The sequence below is a fragment of the Sporosarcina saromensis genome (assembly GCF_054901285.1).
Genome location: NZ_CM142738.1, coordinates 2,498,156 through 2,514,180, shown reverse-complemented (window position 1 = coordinate 2,514,180; position 16,025 = coordinate 2,498,156). Strand labels below are relative to the sequence as shown.

At 41.5% G+C, this 16,025-nt stretch carries 13 protein-coding genes; 5 read left to right on the top strand and 8 right to left on the bottom strand.

The window, feature by feature from the left end; translation table 11 throughout:
- Window positions 1-23 precede the first annotated feature (23 nt).
- Window positions 24-2,456 (bottom strand): DNA topoisomerase IV subunit A, encoded by a 2,433-nt coding sequence (gene parC / locus ACVHUV_RS12650; protein ID WP_462084806.1) that lies wholly within the window; start codon window positions 2,454-2,456, stop codon window positions 24-26.
- On the bottom strand, window positions 2,453-4,423 hold the full coding sequence (parE, locus tag ACVHUV_RS12645; protein WP_462084805.1) for a DNA topoisomerase IV subunit B: 1,971 nt from the start codon (window positions 4,421-4,423) through the stop codon (window positions 2,453-2,455). Before parE ends, parC begins: the two co-directional genes overlap by 4 nt.
- 273 nt (window positions 4,424-4,696) lie before the next feature.
- On the opposite strand from parE, the gene plsY reads away from it, so the two are divergent.
- The 4 genes from plsY (at window position 4,697) to ACVHUV_RS12625 (ending at window position 7,203) form a co-directional block, all read left to right on the top strand.
- Window positions 4,697-5,299 (top strand): glycerol-3-phosphate 1-O-acyltransferase PlsY, encoded by a 603-nt coding sequence (gene plsY / locus ACVHUV_RS12640; protein WP_462084804.1) that lies wholly within the window; start codon window positions 4,697-4,699, stop codon window positions 5,297-5,299.
- 33 nt (window positions 5,300-5,332) lie between these two features.
- The gene (locus ACVHUV_RS12635) at window positions 5,333-5,626 is read left to right on the top strand and encodes a HesB/YadR/YfhF family protein (protein ID WP_462084803.1); all 294 of its coding nucleotides are present in this window, start codon (window positions 5,333-5,335) and stop codon (window positions 5,624-5,626) included.
- 208 nt (window positions 5,627-5,834) lie between these two features.
- Entirely contained in the window at window positions 5,835-6,203 is a 369-nt protein-coding gene (locus ACVHUV_RS12630; protein WP_462084802.1) for a hypothetical protein, read from the top strand.
- Between the two features lie 37 nt (window positions 6,204-6,240).
- Window positions 6,241-7,203, top strand: coding sequence for a C40 family peptidase (locus ACVHUV_RS12625; protein WP_462084801.1), 963 nt, complete (start codon window positions 6,241-6,243; stop codon window positions 7,201-7,203).
- 49 nt (window positions 7,204-7,252) lie between these two features.
- Here the strand turns inward: ACVHUV_RS12625 and ACVHUV_RS12620 are convergent, their stop codons facing one another.
- From ACVHUV_RS12620 to ACVHUV_RS12605, 4 genes are all read right to left on the bottom strand, one after another.
- Window positions 7,253-8,635: a Mur ligase family protein gene (locus ACVHUV_RS12620; RefSeq protein WP_462084800.1), complete on the bottom strand. Its 1,383-nt coding sequence runs from the start codon at window positions 8,633-8,635 to the stop codon at window positions 7,253-7,255.
- Between the two features lie 14 nt (window positions 8,636-8,649).
- Window positions 8,650-9,942 carry a YheC/YheD family protein gene (locus ACVHUV_RS12615; RefSeq protein WP_462086909.1) on the bottom strand — a complete coding sequence of 431 codons (1,293 nt, stop codon included), beginning with the start codon at window positions 9,940-9,942 and terminating at the stop codon, window positions 8,650-8,652.
- 56 nt (window positions 9,943-9,998) lie between these two features.
- Window positions 9,999-10,436 (bottom strand): hypothetical protein, encoded by a 438-nt coding sequence (locus ACVHUV_RS12610; RefSeq protein ID WP_462084799.1) that lies wholly within the window; start codon window positions 10,434-10,436, stop codon window positions 9,999-10,001.
- 92 nt (window positions 10,437-10,528) lie between these two features.
- Entirely contained in the window at window positions 10,529-11,920 is a 1,392-nt protein-coding gene (locus ACVHUV_RS12605; protein ID WP_462084798.1) for a Mur ligase family protein, read from the bottom strand.
- Window positions 11,921-12,095: 175 nt separating this feature from the next.
- Here ACVHUV_RS12605 and ACVHUV_RS12600 point away from each other — a divergent pair, with 175 nt between their 5' ends.
- A complete protein-coding gene (locus ACVHUV_RS12600; RefSeq protein ID WP_462084797.1) occupies window positions 12,096-13,316 on the top strand; it encodes an ATP-grasp domain-containing protein in 1,221 nt (406 codons plus the stop codon).
- 36 nt (window positions 13,317-13,352) lie between these two features.
- On the opposite strand, the gene ACVHUV_RS12595 is transcribed toward ACVHUV_RS12600, so the two are convergent.
- Together ACVHUV_RS12595 and ACVHUV_RS12590 are read right to left on the bottom strand one after the other, a co-directional pair.
- Window positions 13,353-15,518 (bottom strand): YheC/YheD family protein, encoded by a 2,166-nt coding sequence (locus tag ACVHUV_RS12595; protein ID WP_462084796.1) that lies wholly within the window; start codon window positions 15,516-15,518, stop codon window positions 13,353-13,355.
- A 92-nt stretch (window positions 15,519-15,610) separates the two neighbouring features.
- Entirely contained in the window at window positions 15,611-16,021 is a 411-nt protein-coding gene (locus ACVHUV_RS12590; RefSeq protein WP_462084795.1) for a CotY/CotZ family spore coat protein, read from the bottom strand.
- Window positions 16,022-16,025 lie beyond the last annotated feature (4 nt).

The window sequence follows — 16,025 nt, the reverse complement described above, 5'->3', positions numbered from 1 at the left end:
AACTGATGAGACGAGCGTATTTATTAACTTTTTGGATCAGCTGTCACTGGTTTAATGACGGCTTGTACTTTACCGTCCCTTGTTTCATCCACGAGCGCACTACCATTGGATAAACGATCGACTAACCTTAAATTCCCTGTTTCAATTGGAATTTTGTTATCTTTTGTCGTCGTCAAAATGACTGTATCTCCAGGTTTGACGAGTGCAGTTCCGACAATTCGATGCGGATTTGCCTTCAACTCTTTTAGCACGACCATCCCACGTTGTGCTCTTGAAGCTTGCTCAAATTCTTTCAAGGCAATGCGTTTAATGGATCCTCGCTGTGTTCCAATGACGATGGATTCCGTTTCATCACGCAGTACGAGCATGGAAACAAGCTTATCGCCAGACTTTAAGTTAATGCCTTTAACACCTGAAGTACGAACGCCAGTAATCGATAACTCCGTTAAAGAGAAGCGTAATGCATAAGCTTGTTCCGTGAAGAGAATAACATCTTCCTCGCCTGTTACAAGCTGTACATTCGTCATTTTGTCTCCTTTCTTCAAGTTCATCGCTTTAAATGTCCTTGAATAGCGTTGTACTTGGAAGTCTACCAACTTCGATAATTTAATATTGCCGTTATCTGCCACGGTCAGAACGGATGTTTGCTCATCGAAACTTTCGATGCCGATTGCTGCAATGATCTCTTCATTCGGTTCTAGGGAAATGATACTCGAAATATGTTGGCCTAGATCTCTCCATCGAATATCCGGTAATTCATGTACAGGTTGATATAAATAATTACCGAGTGAAGTGAACAATAGCAAATGATGCTGTGTGTTCATGACTGCTTCAAGTAAACTATAATCAGAATCCTTCATTTCCTGGCCAGTGCCGTTTGACGCGCTGTACGAACGCATGCTCGTACGCTTCACGTAACCATCTTTCGTTACAGACACGACAACTTCTTCACTAGGAACGAGGATATCAAGGTCTACTTTAATACTTTCAATCTTTTCTTCGATGACCGATCTACGTTGTTCAGAGAATTGCTTCCGAATTTCCATCAGTTCTTTCTTAATGACGGAAGCTAACTTCTTATCACTTGTCAAGATGGCGTTCAACTTTTCGATCAGTTTCCGTAGCTCTTCATCTTCTTTGCGAAGCTCAGTTATATCCGTATTCGTTAAGCGGTACAACTGGAGGGAGACAATTGCTTCCGCCTGTACTTCTGTAAACGAAAACTTTGTAATTAAGTTGTTTTTTGCATCCCGTTTATCTGCTGAAGCCCGAATCGTTTTAATGACTTCATCCAAAATGGACAAAGCTTTTATTAAGCCTTCAACAATGTGTAAACGGTCTTTTGCTTTCTGGATATCATACGTTGATCTTCTCGTTACAACTTCTTTTTGATGATCAATATACGCATCAAGCAGCATCGGTAATGACATAAGTGTAGGTCGACGATTTGAAATGGCGACCATATTAAAATTATACGTAATTTGCAAATCTGTGTTTTTTAATAAATACTGTAAAATCGCATTGCCGTCCATATCTTTCTTCAACTCAACGACAATTCGGAGACCAGTACGATCTGATTCATCACGTACATCGGCAATCCCATCAAGCTTACGATCGACTCGAAGTTCATCCATCTTCTTGACAAGGTTTGCTTTATTGACATCATACGGAATTTCAGTGATGACAATTTGTGACTTCCCTGCTTTTAATTGCTCAATTTCGGATTTCGCACGAATGACAAAACGTCCTCGTCCCGTTTCATATGCGGTTTTGATACCATCCGTTCCTTGGATAATCGCACCTGTCGGGAAATCAGGACCTTTCAATACTGTCATTAATTCATCTACAGATACCGTAGGATCATCCATGCGCATCAATACAGCGTCGATCACTTCATGCAAAGCATGCGGTGGAATGTCTGTCGCATAACCTGCAGAAATCCCCGTAGAGCCGTTGACGAGCAAATTAGGAAAACGAGACGGTAATACTGTCGGCTCCGGTTCTGTATCGTCAAAGTTCGGCACGAATTCAACCGTATCTTTGTTAATATCACGGAGCATTTCAGAAGCAATTGCGGATAGTCTTGCTTCTGTATACCGCATTGCAGCTGCCGAATCGCCGTCTACCGAACCATTGTTCCCATGCATATCAATCATCAGATGGCGAAGCTTCCATTCCTGACTCATCCGTACCATCGCATCGTAAACAGACGTATCACCGTGCGGATGGTAGTTACCGATTACATTCCCCACGGTTTTTGCAGATTTACGAAAGGCTTTATCGTGCGTATTCCCTTCGTGGAACATTGCATATAAAATCCTTCTTTGTACGGGTTTCAAACCATCTCGTGCATCTGGTAGTGCTCGATCTTGAATAATGTATTTACTATATCGACCAAAACGATCCCCGATTACTTCTTCTAGCGGCAGATCTTGGTACCGTTCAGTTGAAGTCATTCAAAGTCCCCCTCAACATGCAAAAATTCATTCTCAAGTATATTTTTCTCTTCTGTGCCGAAGTCCACGTTACTTTCAATCCATTTTCTCCGTGGCTCGACTTTATCTCCCATTAACGTCGTCACACGTCTTTCCGATTGGGCGCCGTCTTCTATCGTGACACGAATCAGCGTACGTGTATCAGGATTCATTGTCGTTTCCCATAGCTGATCGGCATTCATTTCACCAAGACCTTTATAGCGTTGGAGCATATACCCTCTACCAATTTTCTTGATTGCTTCGTCAAGGTCAGCTTCTGTCCACGCATAAGCGATTTGTTCTTTCTTGCCTGTCCCTTTAAAGACTTTATAAAGAGGTGGCAATGCAATGTATACTTTTCCTGCTTCGATTAATGGTTTCATATAACGATAGAAAAACGTTAGCAAAAGGACTTGGATATGGGCACCATCTGTATCGGCATCCGTCATGATGATTACTTTGTCATACGCTATATCTTCCAATTGAAAATCGGCTCCTACGCCGCCACCAATCGCGTGAATAATCGTATTGATTTCCTCATTCTTCATGATGTCTTCAAGCTTCGCCTTTTCCGTATTAATGACTTTACCACGTAACGGCAAAATAGCTTGGAATGTCCGGTCTCTACCTTGTTTCGCAGAACCGCCTGCTGAATCACCCTCGACAAGATACAATTCGTTTTTCGAAGCGTTTCTAGACTGTGCAGGCGTCAGCTTACCTGTGAGAAGTGTATCTGACCGTTTGCGTTTTTTCCCTGAACGAGCATCTTCACGGGCTTTACGTGCTGCCTCACGAGCTTGTTGTGCACGAATCGCTTTTCGAATCAGACTCGCGCTCAATTCCGCATTTTCTTCCAAGAAATAAAGAAGGTGCTGAGAAATGATAGCGTCTGTCGCCGTACGGGCTTCACTCGTACCAAGCTTCCCTTTCGTCTGTCCTTCAAACTGTAGAATTTCTTCAGGAATACGGACAGACACAATCGCAGATATCCCTTCACGAATATCCGAACCGTCCAAATTCTTATCCTTTTCCTTTAAAATGCCTGTCTTGCGCGCATATTCATTAAACACGCGCGTCATCGCACTTTTCGCTCCTGTTTCATGTGTCCCGCCATCTTTCGTCCTTACGTTATTGACGAACGATAAAATGGTTTCTGAATAGCCATCACTGAATTGAAATGCATATTCAACTTCAATTCCGTCAGCCTCACCTTCAAGATAAGCGACTTCATGCAATACATCCTTTTCTTCGTTCAAATATGCGATGAAAGCTTGAATGCCCGTTTCATAATGAAATACGTCGTGTTTATCGGAACCTTCTTCTGTTAAGACGATCTTTAAGCCTTTTAGAAGAAAAGCTGATTCTCTTAACCGTTCTGCTAAAATTTCATATTGGTATTTCACTGTAGAAAACATGGTTGGATCCGGTTTGAAATGAATCAACGTACCCGTTTCTTTCGTCGTTCCGATTTCTTCTAACGTCGTTACAGGCTTACCGCCACGTTCAAATCGTTGGCGGAACTTTTTTCCGTCACGGCAAATCGTCACTTCTAGCCATTCGGAAAGCGCATTTACTACTGATGCACCCACACCATGTAAACCGCCACTCGTTTTATAGCCACCTTGGCCAAATTTCCCGCCAGCATGCAAAACAGTCAAAATAACTTCCGTCGTCGGTTTTCCGGTTTTATGCATTCCAGTCGGCATCCCACGCCCATAGTCACGTACGCCGATGCTGCCGTCCTCATGTAATGTTACATGTACTACTGAACCGTACCCGGCAAGTGCTTCGTCAACCGCATTGTCGACGATTTCATATACGAGGTGATGCAGTCCCCTCGAATCCGTCGAACCGATATACATACCAGGTCTCTTTCTAACTGCTTCGAGTCCTTCGAGTACCTGAATGGAATCATCATCATACGTATAAACTTCTTCTTTCTTCGTCAAATCGCAACCCCCATCGAACGAATGTTCTCTTTGTTGAATATCTGTTATCGTAACGCTTCCTCTAAATGTTGTCAAATCAACGTTTCAAGAAGCTCGCTCAATTAATTGTATAGAAGAAACCGCTTTATTGCAATTACATGAGGAAAATGTTAGCACAACTTTAAAAAGTTCACGGGTATTTTTAGCGTGTTGGTGACCAAATTACGTGCATTGTCGGTTTCTCTAACTTCTGCTACACTTATTGTATTGAATTACGCTATAAAGGGGAGCATTATGGACATTTTTTTACTAATTTTGAGCGCATATTTGCTCGGTTCCATTCCATCTGCATTATGGATTGGCAAAGTCTTTTACAATACGGACGTACGCGAACATGGAAGCGGAAATTTAGGCGCCACGAATACATTTCGCGTATTAGGCAAAACAGCCGGTCTTATCGTTACGATCATTGATATTTTAAAAGGAACTGCTGCCGTACTTATCACGTTTATCCCGTTTTTCAGCTCGACAGGCATCCATCCCCTTTTCATCGGCTTTTTTGCGGTCATCGGACATATCTTTCCGATCTTCGCGAAATTCAAAGGTGGAAAAGCGGTTGCAACATCAGGGGGTGTCTTACTCGGCTATAACTGGCCAATTTTCATCATTGTACTTCTGACGTTTCTGTTGGCACTCAAAATGACGAAAATGGTTTCTCTCTCATCAATGATCGTTGCGGTGGTCGGTTTCATGTACTGTATTGCCTACTATGTGTGGACAGGAGATTTCTATTTAATGATTGTCGTCGGATTGATGGGCATTTTCATCTTTTACCGACACCGTGCAAATATCGGCCGCATTAAAGCCGGAACTGAACCGAAAGTAAAATGGTTGTAAGAATAAGCACGACACTTGAAAGGTGGATGCATGATGCAAATCGTAATTTCTGACGAGGCACTACGCTGGTTTAAACAGGACATGGATGCAGAACATGGGGATGCCATCAAGTTTTTTGCACGTTACGGTGGCTCAAGTCCGTTACATGAAGGTTTCTCATTAGGTGTTACAAAAGAACAACCAGATGACGTATATGTGCAAATTGAAAAAGAAGGCATTCTATTTTATGTCGAAAAGCGAGACCATTGGTTTTTTGATGGGCATGATTTGCATGTACTTGTCGATTCTGCATTGAACGAACTTACGTATACATACAAAAAAGCGTGATAGCGATGAGCTACACGTTTTTTTGTTCCGTAATTTACCTATTTTTCGTTGTAATGTAATTGTAAAAAAGCTGGATGAACGTATAACTACCAGTTGTTTTCGAAAACCCTACCGAAGAATGGCGAATATTCCCTCCAAAAATGGATTGTAAATCATGCTACGATCGTTTTCGAAGCGATCAAATCTTTTTCTTGGAGGTCAGTATCAGATGAAAAGACAACTACTTTCTGCAGCACTTGTTACTTGTTTAAGTGTTAGTTCATTCGCAGTTCCATCGTTAGACCAAACAACTACAGTATCAGCTGCTACGCTCACTACGCAAGCTAGTCAACAAACGGTCAATGCAAAAGCAGACCAGCTCATAAATACAGCTAAAAGCCTGATCGGCAAAGCGACTTACAGTACAGCGGTATATAAGCCTACATACCCTTACAAATTCTCTTGTGCAACATTCTTGATGTATGTATTTGAGGAAAATGGTGTCGATTTAGCAACTTATAATGAGAACTACATGATGCAACAAGGAACACCTGTCGCAAAAGGACAATGGCAAAAAGGAGATTCTCCTGTTCTTTAAAAGCAAAACAACAGGTACAGATCCCGACCACGTTGCCATGTACATCGGAGATAACAAAGTCATTCATATGGCTGATTCCAAACAGAACATCGTTATTTCTGATATGGATAGCAAACCGTATTATACCGAAACATATATGGGTGCAAGAAGAGTGATTCCTAGTCTTCTACCTGCAAATCCAGCAACGACTGGTGACAAAGTTGTGAGCCTTGCCTATGATTTGAAAGATACAGCTACAATCGGATCGGTCAATAATGAAAGTGCAAAGAAATTCACGAGCACAGGATTTGTAAACTACGTATACAAGAAAAACGGTGTGAACTTGAATGCAACGAACCTTAAAACATTACAAGCAAAAGGAACTACAGTTTCCCGCTCGAATTTACAAAAAGGTGATCTCGTATTCTTTAACAGTGTAAAAGGGTCAACAAACCCTAGTTTAGTCGGTATTTACGCAGGGGAACATCGTGTCGTCATTCCGAATTCAGGTGGTGTCATCTCACGTGTATTGCTTGTGGACTACTACAACGACCACTACATTACAGCAAAAAGAGTCGTTACCAATCAGACGGACACAACACCAACTAAACCAACACCTCCAAGTACGAGCGCAACATCGGCTGATAAAGTCGTCAATTTTGCGACGAGTTTGACTGGAAAAGCGAAATTTGGCTATGTCTATGATGAAAAGTCCCTTACTTTCACTGGCGCTGGATTTACGTACTATGTCTATAAAAAACAAGGAATTGACTTAACGTATAAAATGGCCAGCCAACAAGCAAAAGTAGGTACAGCCGTGGCAAAATCCAATTTACAAAAAGGGGACGTCTTGTTCTTCTCCACAGACAACAAACGTACACGGATCACACAGACAGGCATTTACATGGGTGGTAACCAGTTTATCAGTCTTTCAACTTCAGGCACAGTCGTGAAGCAAAGCTTATCTTCCACTTGGGCGAAGTTAAATTATGTCCAAGCACGTCGTGTACTATCAAAATGAGTAAAAGAAGCTACTTAACGGATTTCGTTAGGTGCTTCTTTTTTTTACCTCATCGTTTTAAACTTTTCGCAAAATCAATCATCGCTCGACTTGACATCGGGCCTTTTAGCAATACAACAGAATCAGCATCAATTACATGATCTAGTTGGTGGCCAATCTCTTTTGCACTTTCATACATTTTTATCATTGCGTTGCTCCCGTCCTTTTTCGCCTGACGGGCAATTTCTTCTGCCTTTTTCCCGATTGTAACGAGTGTGTGAATCTCTCGCGAGGCGATGAGACTGCCGATTTCCTGATGGTATTTCTTTTCGAAGTTCCCAAGACGGTTAATGTCACCTAAAATGAGTACAATTTTTTTATCTTTCCCAATTGAATCGATGACATTGAGCGCCGCCTTCACAGACGTTGGATTATTTGTCCATGTATCGTCCACGATTGTACTCCCTTTGATTCCTGTAGACACTTCCAAGTGCCGCTCCATTTCTTTATAGGTGCGTAAACGTCTAATTGCCAGTTCGAGATCTACCCCTAATTCATGCATTGCTGCCAGTGCCGCTAACGCATTACTTACTTGATGTTCCCCTAAGCCAGGCACATAGGCTTTCAACGCTTTCCCCTCAAATTGCACAGTGAAATGCATGCCCTTATTTCCATACACGATTGAAGTTGCCGTAATCGTCGCCTTTTCGCGAATCCCAAAATAGATTATTTTCCCCTTAAACATATCTAAACGGACTTTCTTCGTATTTTCATCGTCCGCGTTCAGAATTAGTGTTCCACCTTCCCGAACTCCTTCAACAATTTCTCCTTTAGCTTTTATATACCCTTCCAGATTTTTGCAGCCATCTAAATGATGCACACCGATATTCGTCAAAATGCCAATTGTCGGTTGGTAGATCATGCACTGATGTTTAATATTCCCGGAGTTGCCAAGCCCATGTTCAAACACTGCAGCTTCGGTATCGTCGTCTATTTTCAATAAATAGGGGAAAGATCTTCGCGGTTCGTTCTGGCTACTAATGGACGTTTCGATTTTTTTGTCAAAACTTAGCATATGCTTAAGCATTTCTTTGGTCGTCGTCTTGCCGCATGTCCCGGTAATTGTCACTACAGGAATATCGAATAGATTCCTGTAATAGTTGATGAATTTCCAATACGATTGTACAAGGCTTTGCACTTTTAAAATCGTCGTCTGTGTAAGGGATGTCGGTAACGAATCGACGGGTAAATCGGTAATTACGAGTGAAGGACCTTTTGCATTAATTGACGTCCAATCGACGTGATCGACTCTGCTAACAAATAGTAACGTATGCCTTTTTGTATGTTCATGCCGTTTGTAATAGATGGCTTCGTGAACCGCCCAATCGACATGACCTGCTACGAGTTCACCTTTCACGAGTCTTTTAATATCCTTAACTTGTAATGGCTTCACATTTTCACTCCTTTCTACTCAATTTCGTTGCTCTTTTTCAATCGAATGAAATGATGGATGTTTTCATACATTTCGTTATTCCCTAGTCCATAAAACATGGACAGCGCAGGTGTATAATTCGCTTCCAATATCCATAGCTTGCCGTTAGCATCCATACCGACATCAAAGCCAATCATCCCTAACGGCGCAGTACGCTCTTCCAATATGTTGGATGCTTTTAGACAAAGTTTTTCAATGGCCTTCTTACTTCTATCTAATGAAAAATCGTGCAAAGTATCGATCGTTAAGAGCTTCTGTGCACGATTTGTCACAAAATATTCCGGCGCAGCCACTTTTATGAGCATGCCTGTAACTAACCATTTGCCTCTATCCAGTTGTGTAATGACCCGGATGTCATATGGACATTGATCGACCGTCCGTAAGTGGATGAATTGCTGAATCAGATAGTCATTTTTCGTTAAATACGTTCGTTCCAAGTGGCGATATAATTCTTCAAACGTATGGAAAATTGTTTTTTTGTTTCTATACTGCACTTCGTAGGAGCGACTTGTTGTCACGTGGATTTTCACAATTCCTTTCCCTTGTTGCCCAATGCATGGTTTTAAAATGACATCGTTCATTTTGTGAAGAAATTGTTCTACAGTCCATTTTGTACACAATTCAGTTTTAGGAATAAACGAACGGGAAAACCACTTGTTTCCTAAGGAATGGAATTGGCTCCATTTACTATTTCGATAATGAACAACCGTATCAATACATAAAAAATCAGTTTCGGAATTGACGATTTCGACGACAACGGTTGAGCAGCGAGGAAAAGCTTCGCCAAGTGTCTCGCCTATTTCGAGTAACACGTTCATTAAATTCCATTGTCTGAACAAATCATATCGTTTGATCTCATTTCCTTGTCTACTCGTTGTTTTGTGAAGGACATGCCAATTAGCAAACTGTGTTTTTCGATGAAGGGTATAAAAAGAACGTTGGTGGATGGGCTCTTCAAGTGGGAAAGATTGTACGACATATTGTTTTTTGTCAATGAGGTTTTCATGGATTACTTGATAAAGTGTAGGAAGATCGCTACATTGGATCTTCTCTCCTTTACGCTCCACTTCATATTCGTCAATTCCAAAACGTCTCACTTGCATACAGGAAGGTCCAACTAACGGTCGAATCAAAAGGTTGTTGGATTTCTCTAAGCACTTTGTTAAACTAGCCTGCGAAAAGAGATGTGTCTCGACTAAATGTGTTCGGATGTTGGCATTTTTTTGCAACAGTTGATAATAGCCATATCTGCCAGAAAGCACTTTCATCAAATTCTCACCACCTCTTCCATCCGTCAGTAGGAAGACAACTATGGCCAATCAATTCATTCACAACCGAGCGCTTGAACTGAACCTTGTGCAACTGGTGCAGTTCCGTTCTGATCAAAAAAGCCAGTTATGACAAAACTTTTGACAAGGTCCACGTTTGCCATCGGTGTTTGATCGACAAAAACGGCGGTAAATGGATACTGGACATTGTTCACAACACCGCTGCCACTTACAGTCACTTCACAATTCTGACCTTGTTGGTCGCATTCGACAGAAGTAATCGCGTTAGAGACAAACAGGAAACTGTTTTTCCCTCCACATGTTTCGGTGTCTTCAAAATCTATTGATAAGAACGATGCTGCTAACGTCGTTACACAGACGTCGGCGTAATACGTCAAGTCACCTCGTATAGTCCCTTGTTGTTCTTCAAACTTCACTTGATGCATACAAGAAAAGGCATCTACTTTGACACCACATAAACATTCTAATCCCACACTAATCCCTCCCTTTCATCTTTACTATATTAGCTTTGCTGTGTTAGCCCTTGGTGTTTGTCCTATCTGAGCTAACAAAACGTTGGCGTTCTTTATTGAGGTGGTTGACCCGCATCGTCTTTTCGAATCAGTTGCGCTAACTCTTTGATCGATTCGCTATACATATCGCCTTTAATGAGTGTAATCGTCCCTTTGTTCATCCGTTCTTTCAACAACAAGTACGCCGCATGATGATTCATACACGCATGAACTTCAGGCACAGAATGCATTCTTTTCGCAACATCCGCCATGATTCGTGCATGTTCACCAACTGTAATCAGTACATCAATTCCACTAGTCGCAAGCATTTTCCCTGCCTGCTCATGGATAATGTAACCCCAGGACCCTAAATCCGTAATCGTCCCAATGACAGCAATTTTCTTTTTTTCTTTCCCGATTGCCTGCAACACTTTTAACGCAGCCCCTAGTGAAGTAGTCGTTATACTCCACGTATCATCGATGATGGTTGATTGATTCATCCCTTGCAGCACTTGCACTTGTTTATTCATCGGTTCATACGTTCTTAAACGTTCAGCAATACTAGACATATCCATTCCTACCAACGATACTGCTGCAATTGCCGCAAGTGCGTTATACACTTGGTGTTCGCCTAGTCCTGGTACATACATGCGATAACGTTTCCCTTGGTGAAGAACGGTCATATACATGCCATTTTTTGAATAGGCCAGATCTTCTGCTCGAAAATCACTCCGGTTTTTAATCCCGAAAGTAAGTAGCGTGCCTTTAAATTTTTCTAATTCCAATCTCCTCGTATTGGCATCATCTGCATTTACGATTAATAAACCATCCGGTTCCAACGCTTTACGCATCTCACCTTTTGCAGCAATGTACCCTTCGATCGTTTTACAATAATTTAGATGATGTTCGCCAATATTCGTAATAATCCCGATAGTTGGTTGTAAATAGGCAGCCGCATTTGTTAAATCTCCAGGAGCGCCTACAGCAGTTTCAAACACGGCTGCTTCCGTCTCTTCATCTATACTTAGTAGATGCATCAAATGGGCGGTACGTGAATTGTTCGTACTATTTGTATGCGCAACGGATAGATGGCCCGATAACAAATGATAGATCATTTCCTTTGTTGTCGTTTTTCCAGAAGTACCGGTAACTGCAATGATTGGAATATTCATCATCGACCGATAATTGCGGACAAATTTCCAATAAGCGACATCGACATCCGCTACTTTTACTATGGTCACTTCTTTATAAGCGGTTTGCAGTGGTTTGTCAGTTACAATGGCAATTGGAAAAAACGGCTTTAAACGCTCCCAATCAACGATTTTTCGTTTAATGAACAAAATCGTATTCCGTTGACGTACTTGCTTTAGTCGATATGCGCCATGTTGTATGAGCAATTCTTCACTTCCTTGCAGTACTGTTCCCGTAATCAGTTTTCGTATATATCGTATGGATAGTGGCTTCAATTTTTTCACTCCTTTCGCTTTTATTATTTTATGTCCCTCGCAGTCATGTAGCTTGTACGAAACACCCGAGCAATTTTTTTCATTCAGTCAGCCGCCTATAGGGTGTATAACCATACAGATTGAAATTCTCCTCATAACCTATATAGACTGTCTTATATATGAAGGGGTTGACATTTTGAAAACGATCATTTTTATCGGCTCAAATAAATCCGGGTCGAGTAGAGAAGCGATCAGAGCGGCTGTAAAACTCGGCTATTTTACGGTCTTATTTACACATAAAGAGAGACAACTTGAACAACGGCATGAGTATGTTGACGTACATGAAATGATTTTCATCGATACAACGGATCTACCAGCGATGAAAAAGGAGATTGTCTCGCTTCAGAAAAAAGGAAATGACATCAAGACAATCGTTAGTTTCATCGATTCACATGTGTCTATCGCATTAAAACTATGCGAAGTGTTCTGTCCGAACGGCTTATCTTCCTCTATTGCCGAAGTAATGGAGAACAAAGCAAGCACCCGTTCATTGTTAGACGGGCTACCTTTTTCACCTAAATTCGTAACGATAAAGCCGAATGAGCAAGTAGACGTCCAGACGATTAAAATCTTTAAGGGCTTCCCGCTCATCGTAAAATCATCGTCATCGACCGGTTCAAAAGATGTGCTTCGAGCTGAAAACTTGGACCAATTACGTTCCCATGTACGTAAATTACAAGAAAAGAACGAAGACGAAGCGGTCATGATCGAAGAATTCATTGAAGGGCAACAATATTTAGTAGAAGCGATCGTTCATCGGAAACAAATACACATCGCCGGTGTCATCGAGCAGGAAATCACATTCGGTAAACGATTCATTATTACAGGATATGGGGTTCTAGCAACCATTCCTAGACACTTAACAGAAGGCATTGAGAAAGTATTACAATCAATTGTTGAAAAATTTGCGATTGAAAACGCAGCACTTCACGTAGAGATGCGTTTCGTGAACAATGAATGGCGGTTAATTGAAATTAATCCCCGCATTTCCGGAGGTGCTATGAACAACATGCTGCAAGCCGCATTTGGTTTTAATCTCGCTGAAGAAACACTAAAACTATACTTAGGCGAACGTCCTCAACTTGAGCACCAACATAAGCACTTCATTTTCACGCAATACGTCATCGTTCATGAGAAAGGCATCTTAGAAAAAGTGACCGGAAAAAACCGCGCGAGAAAGATGGACGGTGTCGTTGAAGTATATGTGAAACCTAAAAAAGGCTCGCTACTCGTACCTCCCCTATCAATGGGACATCGGTACGCGTATGTCATTGCGAAAGGACGAACAATGACAAGTGCTAAAGTGATTGCGAAGAAAGCCGCGAAAGAAATACAATTTCATTTACAAGATCATTAAAAGAGAGGACTCCAGTGGATTGGGAGTCCTCTCTTGTTATCGAAATGTCCGGTCGATGAATTGTACCGTTTCAAACATGTTTGTTTTACTTGCCCCTTTAATAAGAATCGTATCCTCTTTTTGGAGCAAATCTTTCAGTAACGCATGGAGTTTTTCGCGGTCTGTAAAATGATGAACATTACTTGCTTTCATTCCTTTAGCAATCGCATGCGTTCCGATTTCTTCTGTTCTGAAACCGTACGTGATCAAGATGTCAATTCCTTGCTGTTGAACATACTCCCCAACTTTTTGGTATTCCGCTTCACGCAAGTTGCCGAGTTCGCGCATTTGACCGATTATGGCGATTTTACGTTTTTTTGCGATGTTTGTCAGAACGTCTATCGCAGCACGGACCCCTTCAGGATGGGAATGGACTGTATCGTCGATTAGTTTAATTTGGTCTTTGCAGTCGTAAATTGTTAACCGTCTCGGCGGCTTCTTGAAAATGAGTCCTGTTTTGATTTCCATTGGTGTGAAGCCTAACTGATCAGCAATCGCAATGGCCGACAGAGCATTATAGATGTGATGTTCACCAAAGATCGGTATGAACAACTCAATTTCTTCGTTGTGAAGCTTCATTTTGAAGTTCATGCCGTTTTCTGCATATTGAACGTCATATGCACGATAATGGGCATGGCGATGAATTCCTACTGTAACAATCTTCCCTTTAAAATTGTCCGTTTCGAGGTATTTTGAATTGTCGTTATCCCGATTAACACAAAGAATTCCAGTTTGGTCCATCCCGTGAATTAGTTCAGACTTTGCTTTCGCAACGCCGCGAGGGTCCCCATTGAAGTTACCGACATGCGCCAAGCCAATGTTCGTAACAATACTCATATTTGGTTTAATGATGTTGCAATGTTCTGTAATGACTCCTGGATAAGCCATCCCATATTCAAGGACGACTGCCTGGTGGGAAGCATTAATTTCTGCGGCATGCTTTTTTGTATGTTCCGTTGTATTCCAGTAATCTTTTGATTCGAAAACGTTCCACTTCTTCGACAAGATTGAGGCGAGAAACGCTTTCGTTGTCGTTTTCCCAGCACTTCCTGTAATCCCGATGATCGGAATTTGGTCCTGTTGTTTTGCACGACTTCGTTTAACTGCTCGAATTTTTTTCTTGATGACTTCTTGGTTGTTTGCAAGATACATTGCATATTGAATGGTGTTTTTCACGACATCCATTTCCAAGTAAAACGTTGGAGGACAACCGGGACGCCAATTCACTTCGTAAATCCAGATTTTTTGGTTATCGTCCATCCCAATATCAACACCGATTTCATCGATGACTTCACCAAACTTCTCCATTTGCAACTCATCAAGATGTTTTGCCAAGGCTAAGGAAAAGTATTCTAGTTTTTTTCGAATATTATAGGCGTCTTGCTTGAATTCCTGTTCCAAAAAGGGATCCAAATAATTTGTGTAGCCGCCACTATTAATGTTCGCGATAATGGAACCTTTCGGCGCAACACGAGGGTAAATTGTCGTTATGACCCATTCCCCATTTCCATCTTTTTGTACGTGTAGACGGAAATCAAACACTTGGCCACTTTTTGTAACAGATTGAATGTAAGGTTGAACGATAAATGTTTCCTTTTCCAGTTGATTGGCGATGAATTCTTCGATTTGTGCGGTAGAAAATGTACGATAGAAACCGTGTCCTCTTACGACAAACTGTTCTTCATCTTTCACGATAAAATAAATCCCTTGCCCTTTTCGACCATCGATCGGTTTGAAAACAACTTTCTCAAACGCACTCATATAATGAAGGAAATGATCGGCATGTTTCACAACTTCTGTTGGGATTAAATAGCTTGCAAAGTCTTTTGCTTCTTTTAGTCGCCTACTAACGCTCCACTTATTTCCAATCGAATGCGTTGTGAATGGAATGTCATTTTTCAATTTCTTCATAACGTTCTTCGATTTTGCCAATTTCTCTGGACTGCCGGCATTATAAATGACATCCGGGAACGGCATGATTTTCGTCGTCCACTTCCCATTTTCATATACTTGTCCTTTAATGGTACGATTCACAAAATTGACTTCTCCCGGTGAAAAATAATAAAATTGTGCACCTTCTGCCGCCGCGATTGCCGCAAATGCATAAGCTTTCACGACGGTTGTCGGATCTTTCCGATGGTGCAACATCCCAATTATCGTCATTCGCAAACTCCCTTTCTCGTTGACAGCTCCTTCTAGTACATGCAAGTGTTTGCGTTTATGACAAGGACACGCGCATAGAGCATGAAACTTTCCTATACTTTCACTTCAATGAAAGGAGGCGTTCTGTCAACAAGTTGAGGCGCTAATGATTCAATAGCAACGAAGCAACAGAGGTTGACGTGGATACACACATCAGTCTTTTGCAACGTATACAAATCACTTACACAATTCGTATACCGACCTGCAAGGTTAGAAGGTTTCAGCAATCGAAGTTTTGCGCAACAAGTTGAAGGTATCAGGCTTTCTATTCTGAAAAAAGGTGTCAGTCCTTTATTGTACATCGCTTGGAAGTGGCTAAATTTGTCAGTATTGACTAACATGAATGGAATTGTATCCATCTTTCTTGACAGCTGCAAGTACCGGCAATCTTTCCCGAAGCCCTCCAACAGCTTTTGTTCATTCAGCAATTTTTCCATCTCTTTGCAAATACAGCAAGTATCCAACGTA